This window comes from Bacteroides sp. ET489 (assembly GCF_030518095.1).
Classification (GTDB): domain Bacteria; phylum Bacteroidota; class Bacteroidia; order Bacteroidales; family Bacteroidaceae; genus Bacteroides; species Bacteroides ndongoniae.
The window spans coordinates 59,915-82,108 of sequence record NZ_JAULLJ010000014.1 but is presented as its reverse complement, the minus strand read 5'-3'; the positions used below and the strand labels follow the sequence as shown (position 1 = coordinate 82,108).

Annotated in this window: 15 protein-coding genes; 14 read left to right on the top strand and 1 reads right to left on the bottom strand. The window is 48.9% G+C overall.

The genetic code is table 11. The annotated features are described in order from the left end of the window. Positions 1–5 precede the first annotated feature (5 nt). From rimM to Q3C19_RS09705, 13 genes are all read left to right on the top strand, one after another. The gene (rimM, locus tag Q3C19_RS09765; protein ID WP_302728999.1) at positions 6–542 is read left to right on the top strand and encodes a ribosome maturation factor RimM; all 537 of its coding nucleotides are present in this window, start codon (positions 6–8) and stop codon (positions 540–542) included. Positions 543–596: 54 nt separating this feature from the next. Then, on the top strand, positions 597–1,463 hold the full coding sequence (locus Q3C19_RS09760) for a M23 family metallopeptidase (RefSeq protein WP_022164028.1): 867 nt from the start codon (positions 597–599) through the stop codon (positions 1,461–1,463). Positions 1,464–1,527: 64 nt separating this feature from the next. After that, positions 1,528–2,685 carry a 1-deoxy-D-xylulose-5-phosphate reductoisomerase gene (locus Q3C19_RS09755; RefSeq protein WP_277121380.1) on the top strand — a complete coding sequence of 386 codons (1,158 nt, stop codon included), beginning with the start codon at positions 1,528–1,530 and terminating at the stop codon, positions 2,683–2,685. A 46-nt stretch (positions 2,686–2,731) separates the two neighbouring features. Next, positions 2,732–4,066, top strand: coding sequence for an RIP metalloprotease RseP (gene rseP / locus Q3C19_RS09750; protein ID WP_022164026.1), 1,335 nt, complete (start codon positions 2,732–2,734; stop codon positions 4,064–4,066). 145 nt (positions 4,067–4,211) lie between these two features. Continuing rightward, on the top strand, positions 4,212–5,246 hold the full coding sequence (locus tag Q3C19_RS09745) for a two-component regulator propeller domain-containing protein (RefSeq protein ID WP_302728995.1): 1,035 nt from the start codon (positions 4,212–4,214) through the stop codon (positions 5,244–5,246). Continuing rightward, entirely contained in the window at positions 5,219–8,344 is a 3,126-nt protein-coding gene (locus tag Q3C19_RS09740; RefSeq protein ID WP_302728993.1) for a response regulator, read from the top strand. The genes Q3C19_RS09745 and Q3C19_RS09740 overlap by 28 nt, the downstream gene beginning before the upstream one ends. Positions 8,345–8,555: 211 nt before the next feature. Next, positions 8,556–11,615: a TonB-dependent receptor gene (locus Q3C19_RS09735; RefSeq protein WP_302728991.1), complete on the top strand. Its 3,060-nt coding sequence runs from the start codon at positions 8,556–8,558 to the stop codon at positions 11,613–11,615. Positions 11,616–11,634: 19 nt separating this feature from the next. After that, on the top strand, positions 11,635–13,242 hold the full coding sequence (locus Q3C19_RS09730; RefSeq protein WP_302728989.1) for a RagB/SusD family nutrient uptake outer membrane protein: 1,608 nt from the start codon (positions 11,635–11,637) through the stop codon (positions 13,240–13,242). Positions 13,243–13,397: 155 nt separating this feature from the next. Beyond that, complete coding sequence (locus tag Q3C19_RS09725) at positions 13,398–14,207, top strand: glycoside hydrolase family 16 protein (protein ID WP_302728987.1); 810 nt, start codon at positions 13,398–13,400, stop codon at positions 14,205–14,207. A 13-nt stretch (positions 14,208–14,220) separates the two neighbouring features. After that, on the top strand, positions 14,221–15,732 hold the full coding sequence (locus tag Q3C19_RS09720; RefSeq protein WP_302728985.1) for a right-handed parallel beta-helix repeat-containing protein: 1,512 nt from the start codon (positions 14,221–14,223) through the stop codon (positions 15,730–15,732). Positions 15,733–16,033: 301 nt separating this feature from the next. Beyond that, complete coding sequence (locus tag Q3C19_RS09715) at positions 16,034–16,678, top strand: HU family DNA-binding protein (RefSeq protein ID WP_277121374.1); 645 nt, start codon at positions 16,034–16,036, stop codon at positions 16,676–16,678. Positions 16,679–16,717: 39 nt separating this feature from the next. Then, positions 16,718–18,697, top strand: a complete 1,980-nt coding sequence (locus Q3C19_RS09710) for a DUF3857 domain-containing protein (RefSeq protein ID WP_302728982.1) — start codon at positions 16,718–16,720, stop codon at positions 18,695–18,697. A 34-nt stretch (positions 18,698–18,731) separates the two neighbouring features. Further along, complete coding sequence (locus Q3C19_RS09705) at positions 18,732–20,363, top strand: DUF3857 domain-containing protein (RefSeq protein WP_302728980.1); 1,632 nt, start codon at positions 18,732–18,734, stop codon at positions 20,361–20,363. A 73-nt stretch (positions 20,364–20,436) separates the two neighbouring features. Here Q3C19_RS09705 and Q3C19_RS09700 read toward each other — a convergent pair whose 3' ends face one another. Next, on the bottom strand, positions 20,437–21,336 hold the full coding sequence (locus Q3C19_RS09700) for a diaminopimelate dehydrogenase (RefSeq protein ID WP_022163365.1): 900 nt from the start codon (positions 21,334–21,336) through the stop codon (positions 20,437–20,439). Between the two features lie 249 nt (positions 21,337–21,585). Here Q3C19_RS09700 and ruvA point away from each other — a divergent pair, with 249 nt between their 5' ends. Further along, complete coding sequence (ruvA, locus tag Q3C19_RS09695; RefSeq protein WP_022163366.1) at positions 21,586–22,191, top strand: Holliday junction branch migration protein RuvA; 606 nt, start codon at positions 21,586–21,588, stop codon at positions 22,189–22,191. Positions 22,192–22,194: the final 3 nt, after the last annotated feature.

Here is a 22,194-nt window from a genome sequence, read left to right as displayed (position 1 = left end):
ACAATATGATCAAACGAGAAGAAGTATATAAAATAGGTATATTCAACAAGCCCCACGGCATCCACGGCGAATTGCAGTTCACCTTCAGCGACGACATCTTCGACCGTGTGGAAGCAGAATACATCATCTGCCTGTTGGACGGCATCCTCGTACCCTTCTTCATCGAAGAGTACCGCTTCCGTTCGGACACCACAGCCCTGATGAAACTCGAAGGAATCGATACCGCCGAACGGGCACGCATGTTCACCAACGTTGAGGTCTACTTCCCCATAAAACATGCCGAGCAGGTTGCGCCGGACGAACTGACGTGGAACTACTTCGTAGGGTTCCGTATGGAAGAAATACACCACGGACACTTGGGTGAAGTAACCGATGTGGATGACTCTACCCTCAACACCCTCTTCATCGTAGACCGCCAGGGAGAAGAACTGCTCATTCCTGCACAGGAAGACTTTATCGTCGACATCGACCAGCAGCATAAAGTCATTACGGTAGACTTGCCACAAGGCCTGCTGAACCTTAATGAAGCAGAAGAGGAATAAAACGAGAAAAGCCTGGTTTACAAAAAAACAATACTGAATAAACAGGATCGAATCATGATAAAGAAAAACAGGAAACGAAGAAAAGCCTTTTGGAAGGACATCAAATTCAAGTACAAACTGACCGTCATCAACGAAAATACGCTGGAAGAGGTCTTCGGCTTGCACGTGTCCAAACTGAACGGCATCTCCGTACTGCTTTCCGTACTTACTGTCCTGTTTCTGATTGCGGCCCTCATCATAGCTGCCACACCTCTGCGCAACTATTTGCCTGGTTATATGAACAGTGAGGTCCGTGCACAGGTCGTAGAAAACGCCTTGCGGGTAGACTCCCTACAGTTATTGGTCAACCAGCAGAACCTCTACATCATGAACATCCAGGACATCTTTCTGGGGAAAATCAAAGCCGACACCGTACGTTCCATGGACTCACTGGCCATTCTCCGCGAGGACTCGCTGATGGAACGCACCCAACGCGAAACCGACTTCCGCAAACAGTATGAAGAGGCCGAAAAGTACAACCTGACCAACATCACCGCTCACACCGAAGCCGATGGACTGATCTTCTACCGCCCCACCCGTGGTATGATTTCGGCCAAGTTCGATGCCGAACAGCAACACTTCGGCACCGACATTGCCGCCAATCCCGGTGAAAGCGTTTTGGCTACCCTCGACGGCACGGTCATACTGAGCACTTATACCACCGAAACAGGGTACATGATAGCCATACAACACAGCCAGGAGTTCGTTTCAATATATAAGCATTGTGGTTCGCTGCTCAAGAAAAGCGGCGATAAGGTGAAAGGCGGCGAAGCCATTGCACTGGTAGGAAATACCGGGCAATTGACTACTGGCCCACATCTGCACTTCGAGCTGTGGCACAGAGGCAGGGCCGCCGACCCGGAATTATTCATTGTATTCTAAACCGAACAACTGAAATATACATTATATATAAGTATAGAGAAATACTCAAAAAACGAATCTGAAAATGATAAAGAAACAGATTGCCATATTAGGTTCTACCGGCTCCATCGGGACGCAAGCCCTGCAAGTCATCGAAGAGCACCCCGACAAATACGAGGCCTACATACTGACGGCCAACAACCGTGTCGAGGAACTCATCGCACAGGCGCGCAAGTTTATGCCCGAAGCCGTAGTCATAGCCAACGAGTCGAAATATCCGCGACTGAAAGAAGCACTGGCCGACCTGCCTATCAAGGTATATGCCGGCGAAGAGGCTCTTTGCCAGATTGTTGCCGAAAAACCCGTTGACATGGTACTGACTGCGATGGTGGGCTATGCCGGACTGAAACCTACCATCAACGCCATCCGTGCCCGTAAAACCATCGCTTTGGCCAACAAAGAGACACTCGTCGTAGCAGGTGAACTGATCAACGACCTGGCACGCATGAACCGCACATCCATTCTTCCTGTCGACTCGGAACACTCTGCCGTATTCCAGTGTCTGGCCGGTGAAAACGGAAACGCTATCGAGAAAGTCATTCTTACCGCGTCGGGAGGCCCCTTCCGCACGTTCACTCACGAGCAACTGAAAACCGTGACTAAAGAACAGGCTCTGCATCATCCCAATTGGGAGATGGGCGCCAAGATTACCATTGATTCCGCTTCGATGATGAACAAAGGATTCGAAGTAATAGAAGCCAAATGGTTGTTCGGCGTACGCCCGGATCAGATAGAAGTAGTTGTACATCCGCAATCGGTCATTCACAGCATGGTACAGTTTGAAGACGGTGCCGTAAAAGCACAGCTCGGTATGCCCGACATGCGCCTGCCTATTCAGTACGCATTCTCCTATCCCGACCGTCTGCACGCCTCGTTCCCACGTCTGGACTTCACCAAATGTACGGAACTGACTTTCGAGCAACCCGATACCACCCGTTTCCGTAACTTGGCTTTGGCTTACGAAGCCCTGCACCGGGGTGGAAACATGCCCTGCATTGTCAATGCAGCTAACGAAGTGTGCGTAGCCGCTTTCCTACACGACCGCATCTCCTTCCTCGGCATGAGCGATGTGATTGAAAAGACCATGGAACGTGTATCTTTCATCAGCAAACCTACCTACGAAGACTATGTAGCCACCGATGCCGAAGCGCGCCGTGTAGCCGAAAGCTTCATCAATGGATAATTGAAAATTAATAATTAATAGTTGAATTTTAATAGTTGGATAAATAATGGAAACATTCTTGATTCGTGCCCTGCAACTGATTATGAGCCTTTCATTGCTCGTCGTCATACACGAAATGGGGCACTTCCTCTTTGCCCGCCTCTTCAAGACGCGAGTGGAAAAGTTCTGCCTCTTCTTCGACCCCTGGTTCACGCTGTTTAAGTTCAAACCTAAGAACAGCGAAACAGAATACGGTATCGGCTGGCTGCCTTTGGGTGGTTATGTCAAGATAGCCGGTATGATAGACGAGTCAATGGATACCGAACAGATGAAGCAACCCATGCAGCCATGGGAGTTTCGCGCCAAACCGGCATGGCAACGACTGCTCATCATGGTGGGAGGTGTGTTGTTCAACTTCCTGCTGGCCCTGTTCATCTACTCCATGATACTCTTTGCCTGGGGTGACTCTTACATTCCTGTACAGAAAGCCCCGCTCGGTATGGACTTCAACGAAACGATGCATCAGGCAGGCTTCCGCGACGGTGACGTATTAATCTCAGCCGACGGCGTACCCTTCGAGCGTATGGGTAGCGATCTGCTGACCGCTATTGTTGATGCTCGCCAGGTGACTGTATTGCGCGACGGTAAAGAAGCATCCGTCTACATCCCCGAAAACCTGATGGACCGACTGCTGGCCGACAGTACACGCTTTGCCGACTTCCGCTATCCGTTTGTTATCGACAGTGTCGTAGCCGGGCGTCCTGCCGCACTGGCCGGACTTCAACCGGGCGACAGCATCACCCAACTGGACGGACGAAACATTGCCTATTTCGACTTTAAGGAAGAAATGATGAATCGCCAAAAGGACGGACAAGCCTCACACGATATCCGTCTGACCTATGTACGTAACGGCGTTACTGATACCCTCAGCCTGACAACCGATTCACTTTACGAAATCGGAATTACGGCTGAAATGCGTACCGCACGCCTGTTGCCAGTGGTACAGAAAGAATACTCGTTCTTCTCTTCATTCCCCGCCGGAGTAGCTTTAGGTATCAACACACTGAAAGGCTACGTAGGCCAAATGAAGTATCTCTTCTCTAAGGAAGGAGCCAAACAACTGGGTGGCTTTGGAACCATCGGCAGTATCTTCCCCGCTACATGGGATTGGCATCAGTTCTGGTACATGACAGCTTTCCTCAGTATCATTCTGGCCTTTATGAACATTCTGCCTATCCCAGCCTTAGATGGTGGACACGTTCTGTTCCTGCTCTATGAGATTATTGCACGCCGTAAACCGAGCGACAAGTTCATGGAACACGCACAGATGGTGGGTATGTTCTTGCTCTTTGCCCTGCTTCTTTGGGCTAACTTCAACGACGTACTGAGATTCTTATTCTAAAAGAATCTCGTATAAAATAAAAAGAATTGCACGTATGCATGACTGAGTCATGTATACGCGCAATCCTCCCTCTTAGGTTCACCATACTTTGAAAATACATCTATTCAAACGTGGCCTTATATCTGAACAAAAAAAGTCAATAGCTATGATACACACCATTTCCTTACCTAAACAACTCTTTCTTTTTCTACTATTGATTCTTTTGGCAAACATCCGTTACAACCTGCATGCCAACGATCTACAATTCATCCCGTTGAATTCCTCATCTTTACCGACCAACGAAGTGCGGAATTTATATCAGGACAATGATGGTTACATCTGGATTTCAACCTATAACGGCTTACTGCGCTTTGATGGCTACTCTAATATAGTCTATCGCCCTAATGGTATCGACCCCACACACAATATAAACGGCTTTGTAAACATTGTATCCGAAGACAACAACCACAAGCTATGGATAGGTACAAACAACGGCTTGTACGTACTTGACAAACAAAAGGGGAATATTAAAAAGATCATCTCTCCCCTCCTCCAAGTAAGCCATATTGAGGCCTTGGAATGTACCAGCAAAGGAGAAATATGGGTAGGAGCCAATAAAGGTATTTTCAGGAAAAGGGCAGGAAGTAATACTTTTGAATTATGTGATTCACAGATTCAAGAAACAAATAGTCCGTATTTTGATGTCAAATCCATCATTGAGGACTCCAACGGAAACATATGGATAGGAACGTGGGCTCAAGGGTTACTTCGTTACGATCCGAAAAGCGACCGATTCTATACCTACAGAAACATCAACCCGTCACAATCAGCACATACCTTATTCGAAGACAACAAAGGTAATATATGGATAGGGACATGGCGACATGGCCTGATCAAAATGGAAAATCCATACGACATGGATAACTTCTTAAACACTTCAAACATGAAGAAAACCGGGAAGAAAGTCTGTGCGATAATATCATATATACAATCACACAAGACCGTAATACCGGAAAATTATGGATTGGCGCACGTAGCGGACTCAGTATTCTTGAGTCGGAAAACGGAAACGGTACATTCAGCAACTATCTGCCCAACAAAGGAAAAAATCCATTACCTTTCAATGAAGTCAATGCTTTACTATACAGCCGGGACGGACTCATGTGGATTGGTATGCTTGGAGGAGGTGTCTATACTGTAAACACCAGAAAAAAACTGTTCAACTATGACCCGATAGCTCCATTACTACAACGTTTTCCCACCAGTTCGGTACGCAGTGCTTTTCCTGCAAGCGAACAATCCATTTATATGGGAATTATGGGATACGGACTCATTGAATACAACGTTGCCGAACAAAAAGTAATACATTACAAACAACATCCCGCATTCAGTCATCTTCCCTATATATCGACCGTCAACGATATAATCCGTCTGTCCGACGGCACCTTCTGCTTTGCAACGTGGGATGACGGAATATGGTTATACAACGATAAAGAGACAAAAGTAGTCAATACGCAAACACATCCTGCTCTGACCGATGTATGCATCTATTCGTTATTGGAAGACAAACGAGGCAACCTCTGGATTGGAACACGAACCGGACTGTGTATGCTCGACCCTAAAGGAAAAATGTGGACCATAGACATGCTAATCCCCAACGAAAAACAGGCGTGGGCACAAGTTCCCGTTTTCAAAATAGTAGAAGACAAAAACTGTAATATATGGATAGCGACTCCCAACAATGGCATTTGGCGTCTGACATACGATGGAAACAAATACAGTGGGAAAATTTACGCCGCCTCGCATAACAACTCTCAATCAGTAGGTGCCATGACTATGTGTGTCGACAGCCATAACCAAATATGGGCAGGCACTAATGGAAACGGGCTTGATCTGTATGACGAGAAAACTGACCGTTTCCTGTCCGTGTTTAATGAACAATTCGAACCGGGCGATGTCGTGTTTTCAATGATTGAAGACAATTCAGAAGGACTGTGGCTGACCACCAATACCAAAATGTATCACATTAATATTAACCATATTGATGCTGCACATATTCATACCCATACCATGGAGGAAGGATTACAAGACCATATATTCAACCGTAATGCCTGTTTCAAGAAAGAAGACGGCACCTTATACTTCGGAGGTGCACGAGGACTGAACAGCTTCCGTCCGGATCAGATCAGCTACGACAACACTTCCTATCCAGTTGTTATTACCGACCTGCAAATACACAATACCTCCATCCGGCATTTACCTCAGGCAGAAGTAGAAAAAATACTCAACGCCCCATTGGATTATGCCACGCATATCGTACTACCTTACGATAAAAACAATTTCAGTCTCGACTTTTCAATACTGAGTTATATCAATCCACAACTAAACAAATACAAATATCAACTGGAAGGATACGACCCTAAATGGATTTCGACCAATGCCCGCCGTCATTTTGCCTACTACAACAATTTACCGGCCGGCGACTATATATTCAAAGTAAAAGGAGCTAATCCCAATGGGAACTGGTCGAATCAGGAACGCAGTATCCATATCACTATTCTGCCTCCACCCTGGTTGTCCTGGTGGGCTTATTGTCTGTACATTCTGCTGGCCATAGGCATATTTGTATACCTTTATATTACAATACGGAAACGTATGCTGATGAGACGTGCCATCGAAATGGGGAAATTACAACGACAAAAACTCGAAGAAGTGAACCATGCCAAACTGCAATTCTTCACCAATATTACCCATGAATTGCTTACTCCTCTTTCGGTCATACAGGCTTCGGTAGAAGAACTGAATTTGCAATATCCACGTATGAAAAGCCAGCTAAGAGGTATATCTGACAATTCCATGCGCCTCATCAGGCTTATACAACAAATTCTGGAGTTCCGGAAAGTAGAAAATGCCAAGCAACAACTGCGTGTATCCGAAGGCAACATCACCCTGTTCATCAAACGTTCAGTCATAGCTTTCACTCCGCTCGTCCGAAAAAAGAAGCTATACATCGCATTAGAAAACTTCGACACTCCCTGTACGGGTTATTTCGATTCGGACAAGCTTGACAAGATTCTCTATAACCTGTTGTCAAATGCGGCTAAATACACTCTCGAAGGAGGGACAATCACTCTAAGACAAAGTATTGATCCTAACAACCAGCGTTATACATTCAGTATAAACAACCCGGGAACACCTATTCCCGCAGAGAAAATAAATCACCTTTTCGAACGTTTTTACGAAGGAGAGTACCGTAAATTCCATACTATAGGTACCGGAATTGGATTATCGCTTACCAAAGACTTGGTCAAACTGCATCACGGTGATATCCGCGTAACCAGCACCTTGGAAGAAGGTACCACATTCACCGTAGAAATTCCTTTCGGCCGTAATGTCTTCAGCAATGAAGAAGTAGACGATTCACTAAACAACTATCTGGATGCCGAAACCGAAAATCTTGATCACGAAGAAGCAGACACTCTGGCTGATAGAGAAGATAACATTCCTTCATCGCCCAACCATAATATACATGTACTATTGGCCGAAGACAATGAAGAACTGCGGAAAAGTATGGCAAGGATATTGTCGGCACATTTCCTTATATCAGAAGCAAAAGATGGCCGGGAAGCATGGCAAATGATCGGACAAGAAAAAATAGACTTAGTAGTAACCGACATCATGATGCCCGAAATCAACGGTATAGAGCTGTGCAAACAAATAAAATCGACATTCGAGACAGCCCATATTCCCGTCATCCTGATTACTGCACGCATCAGCGATGCCGACCGTGTAGAAGGATATGAAGCCGGTGCCGACGGTTATATCTGCAAACCATTAAAGATATCAGTACTTACTGCCAAAATAAACAACTTACTTAAAAAACAAGAATTAGGTAAGAACAACGATGCACGCAAGAAACTGGTATTCGAAGCTAAAGAAGTCGATTATACACCACAAGATGAAGAATTCCTGAAAAAAGCACTGGATATTGTAAACAGTCATCTGGACGACCAGCAGTTCGATACCACAGCTTTCACCAACGAGATGGGTATGGCACGTACCACCTTCAACGAAAAAATGAAGCAACTGGCCGGAGTCACTCCTGCCGTATTCATATCGAACGTACGTTTACAAGCTGCTTTCCGACTTATACAGGAAAACAAGAAAATAAGAATATCGGAACTAGCTTATAGTGTAGGATTCAACGATCCAAAATACTTCAGTCTTTGCTTTCGCAAAAAATTCGGCATATCACCCAAAGACATGAAAAGCGAAGGAGAAAAAACGAACGAAGAATAATCATTGCTACATTTTAATACAATAACCACTTTGTACTGATTCATCCTAAGGATGATACAAGACTGCAAAGTGGCATCAAAAAGGTCGAAAAACAGCCAGAAAAGGTCAAAAAAACGCCATTCATCCTTTTCTGGCAGTTATTCGACCTTTCATTTTGCTCATTAATATACTTTTGCAACGAACAATTCATTTTAATCTTAAAAACAATATTATGAACAGTAAAATTCTAACCAAAAGCAAAGCCTTAGGATTATTACTATTAGCGCTTTGCTTCTTCATCTCCCCGATGAATCTGTTTGCAAGTACCCAACAATCCGGAAACTATCGCGTAACCGGTATCGTAAAAGACGCCACTGGTGAAAGTATCATAGGTGCCAGCGTTTTGGAAAAAGGTACTAACAATGGTATCATTACCGACATCGACGGTAACTTCTCACTTTCAGTTACTCCCAATTCTACAGTGGTTATTTCCTTTATAGGATATGCAACCCAGGAATTCGTCATCAACCAAGACAACATGCAATTAAATGTTACTCTGAAAGAAGATAGCAAAATGATCGACGAAGTAGTAGTAGTAGGTTACGGCACACAAAAAAAAGTAAACTTGACTGGTTCTGTTTCAGCCATTTCGGCCAAAGACATTCAAGACATTCCAACATCCAACACAGCCTCCCTATTGCAAGGACGTATGCCAGGTCTTATGATCAGTCAGAATGGTGGACAGGCAGGTAAGGAAGATATGGAAATCAGAGTCCGCGGTGTCGGCACGTTTGGTAACAACAATCCGATGGTACTGATTGACGGCGTGGAAGGAACACTCTCGCAAATGAGTGACATCCCTGCTGCCGATATCGAAAACATCTCCGTACTGAAAGATGCCGCCTCGGCTGCCATTTACGGTGTGCGTGCCGCCAACGGTGTCATCCTCATCACTACCAAGAGCGGTAAGGCTGGAAAAGTGACCGTTAACTATTCGGGCAACTACACTATCCAGAAAGCCATATTACCTACATATGTGGACGCTTACAACTGGGCGTTGATGAAAAACGAAACCAAACCCGGTACTTATGACGCTACTGCTTTGCAGAAACTACAAGACGGCTCCGACCCCGACCATTACGCTAACACCAACTGGTTGGACGAAGTATTCAGAGTAGCCGGTATGCACCAACACCACCTTTCTGTATCGGGCGGAAACGAGAACACGCACTACATGACTTCGATTTCTTACTCCAACCAAGAAGGTATCATGAAAAAGACCAGTGCGGAGAAATTTGCTTTCCGGTCGAACGTAGACAGTAAACTGAACCGCTTCAACTTCGGTCTGAACATATCTGGAAACAAAAACAATATCGACCAGCCCGCTTATATTTCGCCGAGCGGCGAAAGCAGTGTGATGCGTTACTTGTCGTGGTTCTCAAGGCCGACTGTGCCAGTACAATACTCCAACGGGCACTATGGCTTTGTCGATGGTTCACTGAAAGACAATGAAATGATGAAGAACCCTGTACAATATATGAACCTAGGTTACCGCAAGGACGAATCTTGGCGTTTCAACGGCAAAGCATACGCAGGTATCGATATCATTGACGGATTGAGCTTTAAAAGCAGTTTCGCATATGCATTCTACTTGAATGCTATCAAGACTTACAAGCCCAAAGATCTAGGCCGTTATGATGCAGAAGGCAACGAACTGAAGATCCCCGGACAAAACAATAACTTACAGGATTATTACTGGAGAGAATCCACTTGGACGAACGAGAATATCCTTACTTATTCCAAAAAATTCGGTCTACATAGCTTTAACGCCTTGCTGGGACACTCGCTCATCAGCTTTACACGTTCCACGACCACCGCAGGCAAAGACGGTTTCCCCACTGAAAACATTTTTGAGTTGGATGGCGGTTCCAAGAACCCGTCCGCTTCAGGGAACAGCAACGAATACCGATTGCAATCATTCTTCGGCCGCATCAACTACAGCTATGCCGACAAGTATCTGCTGGAATTGAATGTGCGTCACGATGGTTCTTCACGTATGCCCAAAAGTAACAGATACGCTACATTCCCATCGGTGTCTGCTGGATGGGTATTCACCAATGAAGAATTCATGAGCGACTACCAATGGTTATTTGGTAAGTTACGCTTCTCTTGGGGTAAGTTGGGTAATCAGGAAATCGGTAGCTACGCTTATTTGGCCAGCTTGGGGGCATCTGGTAACTACTACTTCAACCAAGGTGGCGACCCAACCACTGGTATGGTACAGACCTCCATCCCTAATGAGAACATCAAATGGGAAACAACCCGCACTATCAACGCTGCAATCGATTTAGGTTTCTTCAATAACAAGATTCAAACTACTTTCGAGTGGTTCGACAAGAAGACCTCGGATATCCTGATGCAATTGGCCATGCCTAACATCTTCTTAGGTTCGTTGGGCGCTCCCTACCAAAACGTAGGTACAGTACGCAACAGAGGTTGGGAATGGAACGTGAACTACAACGACAGCCACGGGAACTGGACTTGGTATGCAGGCTTCAACATCTCGCACGTGAAAAACAAGATTCTTTACATGGGTGGTTTGGACGAACGTATCAGCGGAAGAACCATCAACCGTGTGGGCGAGCCCATCGGCGCGTTCTATGCCTACAAAGCAATCGGTATCTACCGTACCGAAGCTGACCTGAACCGCACTAACTCCAAAGGCGAGGTCATCAAACAGCACGGCGTGATGCCCAAACTGGGCGACATCATGTATGCCAACCTGAACGACGATGACAATATCACTCCCGAAGACCGAACCATCATCGGTAACCCGTTCCCCAAATACACCTACGGTTTCACGTTGGGCGCAGGCTGGAAAGGTTTCGACATATCTACATTCTGGCAAGGTGTAGCAGGTATCTACCGCTACAACTGGGAAACGACAACAGATATCCGCGGTAACTTTACAGACAGATGGTTGGATCGCTGGTCTGAGAACAACCCCAACGGCTCCATGCCAGCACTGGGCAACACCATCAATGACCAAGACTCTTCCTTCTGGCTGGAAAACGCAAGTTACCTGCGTCTAAAGAATTTGGAATTCGGCTACACATTCGGAGAACTGCCCCGCATTGGCGTTTCCAAACTCCGTCTCTACTTCACCGGCACCAACCTGCTGACCTTTACCAAACTCAACAACTGGGATCCGGAAAAAGGCGCTGGAGATAACAGAAACGACAACTATCCCAACTCGAAAACATTCTCATTTGGTGTAAATGTAACTTTCTAACCTAAAAATAACGGACATTATGAAACTTAAATATATATATAAAGGAATATTGTTATCAGGTCTGATACTGGCTTCTACCTCTTGTTCAGACAGTTTTCTCGACTTAGACAATCCTAATCAAGTATCAAACAACTCATTTTGGCAGACAGAAAATGATGCTGTAATGGCTTTAGCCGCCTGCTACGATGCCTTACAATCAGGCAATTTCTACAACGACAACGTAGACGGATGGTGTTTTGGTTTCTTGGTACGTGAGACTTGTACCGACAATGGAGACCACACTTGGGGTGATTGGATGTTAGGAAGTACCATATCCAAAGGGACATCAGCCACAACCGACGAACAATTCTCTATGTACTGGAACGCCAACTACGAACTTATTAAGCGTTGCAACTTGCTGATATCCAAAATAGATGGGATTACCATGGACGAAAAGAAAAGGAACATAATCAAAGCCGAAGCCATTGCCTTGCGCGCTTTAGGCTATTGTAACCTGACATCAGTATTCAGGGATGTTCCTTATCTGACCGAACCCCTTACATTGGAAAATCCCGAAGCACCTAAAGAACTGAAGGCCAACATCGCCCAAAGTGTATTAAATGACCTGAAGGCCAATCTTCCCAATCTACCAAGCAAAGGTTCGGAAGAAGTTGGCAGAATGACCCGTGAGGCCGGATATGCTATCATGGGACGTATGGCACTTTTCAACCAAAAATGGGACGATGCCATTGAAGCTTATGACCAAGTAATAGGTAAAGTACAGCTGTTCAAATCGGGTGACGGTTCAAACTACGAAGCCAACTTCAGAAACTTGTTCACCGAAGCCAACGAAACTTGTGACGAAGTATTACTTAGCGTACATTATAGAGGTCCCGGACTAAAAGAAGGAAATACATTCGGTGTATGCTGGGGAGCACCCATGAACGCCATCGAAGCTTCCATGAACCTGTGCGATGATTTCTATTGCATAGACGGACTTCCCATCGACAAATCTCCTTTATTTAAGGGTAGTCTGGAAAAAGGTGGACATACTAAAGATAAACCAGACTATGCACGTTACGAAAACCGCGACCCACGCATGAAAGCTACCCTATTCCTACCGGGTATGGAGTGGAACGGTAAAAAGTTCACTAACAACCTGCCCGCCACCTCTACGGCTTGTATTCTAAAATGGTACACTCCCGAAAATACAGCCAACGAATACGACGGTAGCTTGGATTTTTACATTGTGCGTTATGCAGAAGTACTGCTCTCTATGGCTGAAGCCAAAATAGAAAAAGGGATGCCGCAAAGCGAAGTGACCCCATACATCAACGAAGTACGTGCTCGTGTAGGAATGCCGTCAGTAGAAGAAGCTGAAGGTAACAACCTGACCACCGATCAGCTAAGAGCCATTGTACGCCACGAACGTCGCGTGGAGCTGGCTTTCGAAGACTTGCGTTTTGCCGACCTCTACCGCTGGAACGACTGGGAGAATAGCATCAAGCGCATGCAACATGATAAGGAGTTCTATGGATTCGGATGCTATGACCGTCAGGTACGCGGTGCACAAGATACCGTATGGCCCATTCCACAAGGCGAAATAGATACAAACAGCCTGCTCATACAGCATGATGAATGGAAATAAGCACACAATAGGTATCATTCCATAAAACGATGAAAGACCATAAAGCTTTCATCCACAAAAGGCTGTGTCAAAATAGAAAAACAGAACATCTCGATTTCTTTTTTTGAGGCAGCCTTTCTTATATCCTGTCGTATCAACTAAAAAACAGCAGAATTATGTCTATCATATTGCAACTATCTTTGGGAATAGTATTAAGCATCGTTTCTCCTATACACAACAACCATGAACCCACAAGTGATGAGAAAATCATCTTCACAGACGAATTCGAACAAGAAGCCGCCATCCCCGATACAACTGTCTGGAGACTCTGCCAGTATGGCAACAACGCGTGGGCGCAACACTTTAAGCACGTCGATGGTTACGAGAACGTGCGAGTAGAGGACGGAGTGCTGAAACTAAAAGCCTCAAAAGAGAACGGCACCTATAAGAATGGAGGCATACGTACCCGGATAGGCTTCCCTTGCGGTACCCGCCTAGAAGTAAAGGCAAAACTGGCCAAAAGAATAAGAGGTGGATTCCCCGCCATTTGGCAAATGCCCATTAACGCACCGCAATGGCCACGCGGAGGTGAAGTAGACTTAATGGAATGGGTGCAAGGTACACCGATGGATATTTATCAGACCGTACACACGTACTTTATCAATGGCGAACAAGATTCTTCTGGCATGACCAATCCTGACCGACCTACCAACTTCGATGTAACCGACTATCATATCTATGCCGCCGAGCGTACCGAAGATGCTGTCATCTTCTACATTGACGGAAAAGAGACTTGGAGATACGCCAACCAGTATCTGCCAAAGGAACAAATGCAATATCCATTCTGTGACTATATGTACGACATCATACTGAACTTCTCATTGGGAGGAGAACTGAACGGAAACAGCACTTGGCCAGGCAAAATCCATGATGAGGACTTACCTGGTGAAATGTGGATAGATTGGGTAAGAATTACACTACTATAAATGATATTCACACATGAAAAAAGTATTTATCAAACTCTTTTGTCTCGCAACATTGCTTAGTGCCTGCAACACGTCCCCAAATTACTACATCGACCCCGTAGCCGGAAACGATGCCAACTCCGGCCGATCGGCCGACAAGGCCTGGCAAAGCCTGAAGAAAGTCAAGGAAATCACCCTTGCTCCCGGCGAACAAGTGTTGCTGAAACGGGGAGCCACCTTCAACGGGCAACTCGAAATCAACGGAAAAGGTACCCCCGCACAGCCCGTCATCGTAGGAGCCTACGGAGACGAAACACTGCCCCAACCCTGCATTGTAGGCGACGAAACCTCGCTCTATGCCGTACGTATCTTCAATTCGGAATACCTTACCATGCGCGACCTCGAAATCGTAAACACAGGCAAGCAACCCCTGCCCCTGCGTACGGGTCTGAAGATAGAATGCCGCGACTACGGCGTGGCGCGCAACATCTGCATCGACGGACTCACCATCCGCGACGTCAACGGGTCGCCCGTCAAGGAACTGGGCGGAGGCAGCGGCATCTACATCGTCAACGAAGGCGAACAGATACGTTCGTGCTTCGACAGCCTCGTCATCCAGAACTGCCACATCATGCGCTGTACGCGTAACGCCATGATCTGGAAAGGCTATTACGACCGCCGCAACTGGTTCCCCAGCAAGCATACCGTAGTGCGCTACAACCTTATCGAGGAAGTGCCCGGCGACGGTATCGTTCCCATCGGTTGCGACAGCACCCTCATCGAGTACAACGTGATGCGCAACTGCCCCGACGTACTGCCCATGACCGAAGCCGCCGCAGGTTTCTGGCCCTGGAGCTGCGACAACACCACGATTCAGTTCAACCACGTCAGCGGCCACAAGGCTCCCTGGGACGCACAGGCTTACGACTGCGATTATAACTGTACGAACACCGTCATCCAGTACAACTACAGCCACGACAACTACGGCGGTCTGGTACTGGTATGCGACTCGGGCAACGAACGCGACTACAGCCTGGGCAACCAGCGCAGCATCGTGCGCTACAACATCAGCATCGGCGACGGCATCCGGCCCAAGCCCACCCGTCAGGGTATGTTCTCACCCAGCATCCACATTGCCGGACAGGTAGAGGATACGCGCATCGAGCGCAACATCATCCACGCCAACGTCAAGCCGGGCAAGGACATCGACCGCAGCATGATCGTGTCCGACAGCTGGGATGGCTATGCTGCCCGCACCACCTTCAGCCAGAACATCTTCTACACTGCCGAGCCCTCGCGCTTCGATCTGACCAAGTCCACAGACAACACGTTCAGCGGCAACTGGTACCTGGGCAACTACACCGCCCTGCCCGACGACCCCGAAGCGAAAACCGCCTGTCAGCAGTACGAAGAACAGATACTCTCTGCCGGAAGCGACGACCGCCACGGCTTAGAGAAGCTGATGAAGCAACGCGACGTATGCGGCACTTCCTTCCTCTTCATCGACAAGGACCGCATCGAGACCTTCTTCGAACAACTGCAATAAATACGTATACCACTAGTCAGGGGCTGCATCCACTTCGGGTGCAGCCCTTATTTCGTTATTCAGTACCAACTACTTGCATTTCCCAAGGAAAAGTTATATCTTAGCTGCTGGGATGTACATCCCGCGTGCCGGGACACACATCCCAAGCCGCGAAATGTACATCCCGGCACGCGAGATGAAAGCAGCGTCAGCAGAAAGACCTATTTACCCCACGGCATACCGGCAAAGCATTCCATGAATAAGGTCGACCAACTGCCTACCCTGCATAAGTTTAATCCATCACAAGAAAGGACGAAACACCATGGCCGAATATCAGATGCAGGAACTGACCCTGCCCAACGAAGAAGGAAAGAAAGTGACCTACCCGCGCATCAAGCTGTGGGGACAAGTGGACTTGGAGTACCTGGCCCGACACATCAACTACGCCAGTAGCTTCACCCCCGGCGACATCATCGGGCTGGTGCGTGCGCTGACCGAATCCATCGCCTACGAAATGGCGCAAGGACGCTCCGTCAAGATAGACGGACTGGGCATCTTCACCCCCTCGCTCGGGCTGCGCCCGCAGGCCGAAGAGCAACGCGACCTGCGCGAAAGCGAAGGAAAGGAGTACCGCATCAGCGCCGCAAGCATCTACCTGCGCGACATCAACTTCCGCGCCGACAAGGAACTCATCCAGCAAACCGGACAAAAATGCCACCTGAGCAAGTCGGAATGGAAAGCACGCCGCTCCTCGCAGCGCTATACTGCCGAACAACGTCTGCAACTGGCTCAGGACTACTTGAAAGAGAACCCCATGCTGCGGGTAAAGGACTATTGCGCCCTGACCGGCCTGTTGCGCAATGCCGCCGCCAGCGAGCTGAAGCGATGGAGCGAAACGCCCGGCAGCGGCATCGGCCACATGGGCACAGGCAGCCACAAAGTCTACGTCCGGAAAGAAAACGGATAACCGATCATTAACCATTCACCATTAATCATTCATCACTGCATGAAAAAGACAACTGCTACCCTGGCCGCCGTCCTGCTATGCGGAGCGACGGCCCTTCAGGCCCAGTCGTGGAAGCCCCTCGAACAGAAGGCTCTACAGGATGAAGCCTACGCCCGACACGATTGCGTCAACCTGCTGGACAGCACCAGCGTCACAGTACAACCCACCGGACAAGGCTCGTTCGCCGTGTGCCGCGCCGTCAAGGTGCAGACACCTGCCGGTGCCCTGCGCCAACGCGTACTGAAGTACGACTATGACCCGCTGACAGCCGCCGCCCGCTTCCGTCGGGTCACCATCCATCATGCCGACGGCACGAAGACCGAAGTGGACGTGACGAAAACCCAGGACTATGCCGCACCCGCCCGTGCCATCTACTGGGGTGCCCGCCAGATTATGATCGAACTGGGACAACTGAAACCCGGCGACGTCATCGACTACGAGATTGACAAGAAAGGATTCACCTACGCCCTGCTGGCCGATACGCCGCAAGAGGACGACGACTCACGTTTCATCCCGCCCATGCGTGGCCAGTTCTACGACATCGTACCTTTCTGGAGCAGCGACCCGACGGTACGCAAAGTCTACCGCGTTAGCCTGCCTGCCGACAAGGACATGCAGTTCCAGTTCTACCAGGGCAGCTGCGCCTCGTCACTGCGCTACGAGGACGGACGCAAAGTCTACACCTTTGCCTCGGACGGTCTGATGCCTTTCCAGCGCGAGCCGAACATGGTGGACTTCTACGACGCTGCCCCCAAACTGATGATGTCCACCACTGCCGACTGGCGTGACAAGTCGCGCTGGTTCTACGGCGTCAACGAAGACTACGGCAGCTTCACCGCCATCCCCGAAGCCCAGCGAAAGGTGGACGAACTGATACGCGGCAAAAAGACCGACCTGGAGAAAATAGCCGTACTGACCCACTGGGTGGCCGACAACATTCGCTACGCCGGCATCACTATGGGCAAGGGCGAAGGCTTCACCCTGCACAACCTGAAAATGAACTATACCGACCGCTGCGGTGTGTGCAAGGACATTGCCGGTACGCTTATCGCCTTCCTGCGCATGGCGGGCTTCGAAGCCTATCCGGCCATGACGATGGCAGGCAGCCGCGTAGAGACCATCCCTGCCGACCACTTCAACCACTGCGTAGCCGTGGTGCGCCTGCAGGACGGCACACTGATGCCCCTCGACCCTACATGGGTACCCTTCTGCCGTGAGCTGTGGAGCAGTGCCGAACAACAGCAGAACTACCTGCCGGGCACACCCGAAGGAACCGACCTCTGCCTGACACCCGTCTCTGCCCCCGAGAATCACTACGTACGCATCAATGCCGACAACCGCCTTTCTGCCGACGGCACCCTGCGAGGCAGCTTCACCATCGAAGCCGAAGGACAGAGCGACAGCAACATACGCCGCATCTTCACCACCGGCTTCCAAAGCGAATGGCAGAACACCATGGAACGCCAACTGCTCAACGTTTCGCCCAAGGCACGTCTCCTCAGTGTAGACTACGGACGCAATCCGAAAGACTATCAGAAGGCACCCATCCGCATCACCTTCCGCTACGAAATACCCGACTATGCCATGAAAACGGACGAAGACGGAATGGTCTTCAAACTGTTTGTGATGAACAACCTCTACACGCAAGTGATGTCCTATCTGCGCATCGACATCAGTCTGGAGACACGCCAATATGGCTTCAAGGACGGCTGTTCGCGCCTGGTAGAACTGAACGAAACACTGCGCCTGCCCGACCACTACCTGCTGAAAGGAAAACAGTCGACAGAAACGACCGAAAATACAGTAGGAGCAGCCGCCAGTTTCGAGGGCAACATCAAAGGAGAGGGCAACCTCGTAACGGTAAAGACCACCCTCAAGCTAAACAAACGTGTGTACGAAGCATCCGACTGGTTCTCTTTCCGCAAAGCTGTTAATATGGCCAAGAGTTACAACCGCTACTTCGTTGCCAAAAAGAGATAATAACAATGTCCACCAATAAATCCAAGTGAATCAAATGAAAACAATCCATTTATATATAGGTGTACTTGCCCTGCTCCTGTCCGTGACCCTCACCGCGCAGGCAGCCTCCGAAGCCCGCTTCGGCAAACTGTCGAAGACCTACACCTTGCACGCCGACGGCAGTCAGGAACTCCGCGTGCAGAAAGAACTGACCCTCTATACCCACGCCGCCATGAACAGCCTCTACGGCGAAACGTTCATCGTCTACGATCCGCAATACCAGCAGCTCGAAATACACGATTCGTACACGCGGCAGAAGGATGGTACCGTCATCCGTACCCCCGACAACGCCTTTGTCGAAGTGTTGCCCTCCGCAGCCGCCAATGCTCCGGCCTACAATCGGCTGAAAGAAATGGTAGTAGTACATACCGGCCTGGAGCTGGGTGCCACCATTTATTTAGATTACTCTATCAAGAGCCGTGCCGGCTATCTACCCGAACTGGATATCTGTTGCCCGGTGAAGGAACTGTCGCCCATCGACGAGTTCACCTGCCGCATCGAAGTTCCCGAAAGCAAGACGCTGCACTATGAATTGCTGAATGCCTCCGCCCGTCCGGCAGAAGCAAACAAAGATGGCATGAAATCCGTCACCTGGAAACTGAAAAACGTAGAGCCGCGCCCCTACTCTTACCCTTCACTGCGAGGCAGTCTGGGCATGGTGCAGCAGGTAGCTTCCGGCATGATGCCTGTTATCATGGCTTCTACATGGGCAAGCTATGCCGACGCACTGAAGTCACTTGCCCAGCAGTTCACCCCCGGCGACCGCACAGTCATTGAAGCCCAACTGAACGAACTGAAGCAGGCAGCACAGCAAGACAGCACCGACCTGCGCACAGCCATCGCCACCTACATGAACAGACTGTACACCTCCAGCCAGTGCAAAGTGTCGCTGCAAGAAGCAGGATACCGCCTGCGTCCGGCATCGGAAGTCATCCGTAGTGCCTACGGTACACAGGCCGAACTGGTCAACCTGGATGTCGCCCTGCAACAGGCAGCCGGAATGAAAGCCGAAGCAGCCATCTGCGCTCTCCGCCCGTCAGAAGCAGATAACCGGGGACTTGCTTCCATCGTTTCCCTCATAGCCCAATCCGAAAATGCTCCCCAAAAAGGAGCGGCCGTACAAGGGACAGGCGAATCCCGACTACAAGACTACATGACGGTGACTACCCTGCAGGCACAGCCCCTGAAACTGGCGGTAAACACAGCTCAAGACACTCAGAAAGACGTATTGGAAGTCAATGCCGACAACTCGCAGACACTGCCCGACGGATGGCAGGTTGTCACCCTGAAACCGGTATCGGCCGCCTTACCTTTATATACATACGCTACCAATACCCGCATCCGCGAAAACATCCTGCTTCCACAAACCGTGGAAGTGACCTGCGAAACATTGGTCAAGCTGCCCGAAGGTACCACCTGGAGTCAGAAAGCCGACAAGACGCTGACCCGTCCATGTGGCAAGGTATCGTTCAGCTATAAGCAAGGATCAGAGGGAGTAACCGTGACACGAAGCCTCAGCATCACACAACAATTATTCACTCCTCAGACCTACCGCGACTTCTATGCCCTGATGGCCGAATGGCGCGACAGCAACAACCACACACTGCTGTTGAAACCAGTGAAGTAAGACGAAAAAACAAAACGAGGGCGCATCCAAAACGGACGCGCCCTCGCTATTCTCCTATATAATACAGGTAAGATTATACCAGATGTGAAATCCACTCTTCACGCTCACCCGGCAGCAAGTCGATGACAGGAATCTCGATCATCGTGTAGCAGCCCGGTTGCTGACGCATAGCTGCACGTGCCACGCAAACCAATACCTGAGCAGTCAAAGCCGGATTGTTGATACGCATGTTGAACTCGAACAGCTGGTTCTGCGTCTTGCCCGAAACACCCTTACGAGTCAGGTTCACACCGTGTCCCATGTCGAGCAGTGCGTCTACGCTGGGCACGAGTTTCACGTGTGTTTCGTCGTTCACGAAGTAAGGATCGGCCTTAATGGCAGCAGCCACCTTGTCGAAATCGTAACCTTCGTTCAGTTCGATGTATACCATACGGCGATGGATGCCCGTACCGGTAGGAATCGTCATGGACAATGCAGCCTTCACACCTTCAATGGCCTTTACGGCTACTGTGTGTCCCATACTCATGCCCGGTCCGAAGTTGGTATACGTGATGCCTTTCGGTGCAATAGCTTCGAGCAACGTACGTACTACAGAATCGCTTCCCGGATCCCATCCGGCCGAGATGATGGAAACTGTATTGTGAGCCTTGGCCTCAGCATCGAGCGTACGGCGCAGATCGGCAATGCCTGTATGGATGTCAAAGCTGTCTACTGTATGGATGCCCAGTGCCAGAATCTCTTTGGCATATTTCTCTACACTGCGGGTCGGTGTACAAAGAATGGCCACGTCCACTCCTTCCAGTTCTTTAATATCTTTCACGACAGGATAATCGTTCAATTCAGCCGGACGGTTCTCGGCACCTGCACGGCGTACAACACCGGCAATTTCGAAATCAGGCGCAGCCTGCAAAGCCTGGAGCACATAGTGCCCGATATTGCCATAACCAACGATGGCAGCTCTTACTTTTTTCATACTTTTATCCAATTTAGTTATCAGTTTTCTTTTTAGTGGGTGCAAAAATACGCATTATTCATCAAATAGCGTACAAAACGGTGCAATCTTCCATTTTCTTTTTTTCTTTATTAAGACTATTTTATAGCCAATGGATATTTCGTACATTTGCACCGGACATATAACAAACCAGACATGGCATTTGTTCCGACCCCGAAGACGAAAGAGCTTCCAAACCAACAACTCAAGAACTCATAAACTCATAAACATATGATAGAATACCTCCGAGGCGAACTTGCCGAACTTAGTCCGGCAACCGCTGTCATCGACTGCAACGGCGTAGGCTACATAGCCAGCATTTCGCTCAACACCTACTCGGCCATACAGGGCAAGAAGACATGCAAGCTCTACATCTACGAAGCCATCCGCGAAGATACCTACCAGTTATACGGCTTTGCCGACAAGCAGGAACGCGAACTCTTCCTGCTGCTGATCACCGTATCGGGCATCGGAGGCAATACGGCACGAATGATTCTCTCGGCCTTGTCGCCCACCGAACTTATCAACATCATCAGCAACGAAAATGCCAATCTGCTGAAAACAGTGAAAGGTATCGGACTGAAAACCGCCCAACGCATCATCGTAGACCTGAAAGACAAGATAAAGACCGGAGCCGTAGCAGCCGCCATGGGTGTAGAACCGGGACTTCCGCTGGCAGGCATGGCCAACAGCGAACTGCAAGAAGAAGCCGTAGCAGCCCTCACCATGCTGGGATTTGCACAGGCTGCCTCGCAAAAAGTGGTTCTGGCCATTCTGAAAGAAACGCCCGATGCTCCGGTAGAACAGGTTATCAAACTGGCACTTAAACGACTCTGACAT

Bases quoted from the DNA above. Each gene is read 5' to 3' on its own strand.
- Q3C19_RS09755 (WP_277121380.1), top strand. From the start codon at position 1,528: ATGATAAAGAAACAGATTGCCATATTAGGTTCTACCGGCTCCATCGGG.
- Q3C19_RS09735 (WP_302728991.1), top strand. From the start codon at position 8,556: ATGAACAGTAAAATTCTAACCAAAAGCAAAGCCTTAGGATTATTACTA.
- Q3C19_RS09720 (WP_302728985.1), top strand. From the start codon at position 14,221: ATGAAAAAAGTATTTATCAAACTCTTTTGTCTCGCAACATTGCTTAGT.
- Q3C19_RS09745 (WP_302728995.1), top strand. From the start codon at position 4,212: ATGATACACACCATTTCCTTACCTAAACAACTCTTTCTTTTTCTACTA.
- rimM (WP_302728999.1), top strand. From the start codon at position 6: ATGATCAAACGAGAAGAAGTATATAAAATAGGTATATTCAACAAGCCC.
- Q3C19_RS09705 (WP_302728980.1), top strand. From the start codon at position 18,732: ATGAAAACAATCCATTTATATATAGGTGTACTTGCCCTGCTCCTGTCC.
- Q3C19_RS09710 (WP_302728982.1), top strand. From the start codon at position 16,718: ATGAAAAAGACAACTGCTACCCTGGCCGCCGTCCTGCTATGCGGAGCG.
- Q3C19_RS09760 (WP_022164028.1), top strand. From the start codon at position 597: ATGATAAAGAAAAACAGGAAACGAAGAAAAGCCTTTTGGAAGGACATC.
- Q3C19_RS09730 (WP_302728989.1), top strand. From the start codon at position 11,635: ATGAAACTTAAATATATATATAAAGGAATATTGTTATCAGGTCTGATA.
- Q3C19_RS09740 (WP_302728993.1), top strand. From the start codon at position 5,219: ATGCTTGGAGGAGGTGTCTATACTGTAAACACCAGAAAAAAACTGTTC.
- Q3C19_RS09700 (WP_022163365.1), bottom strand. From the start codon at position 21,336: ATGAAAAAAGTAAGAGCTGCCATCGTTGGTTATGGCAATATCGGGCAC.
- ruvA (WP_022163366.1), top strand. From the start codon at position 21,586: ATGATAGAATACCTCCGAGGCGAACTTGCCGAACTTAGTCCGGCAACC.
- Q3C19_RS09725 (WP_302728987.1), top strand. From the start codon at position 13,398: ATGTCTATCATATTGCAACTATCTTTGGGAATAGTATTAAGCATCGTT.
- rseP (WP_022164026.1), top strand. From the start codon at position 2,732: ATGGAAACATTCTTGATTCGTGCCCTGCAACTGATTATGAGCCTTTCA.
- Q3C19_RS09715 (WP_277121374.1), top strand. From the start codon at position 16,034: ATGGCCGAATATCAGATGCAGGAACTGACCCTGCCCAACGAAGAAGGA.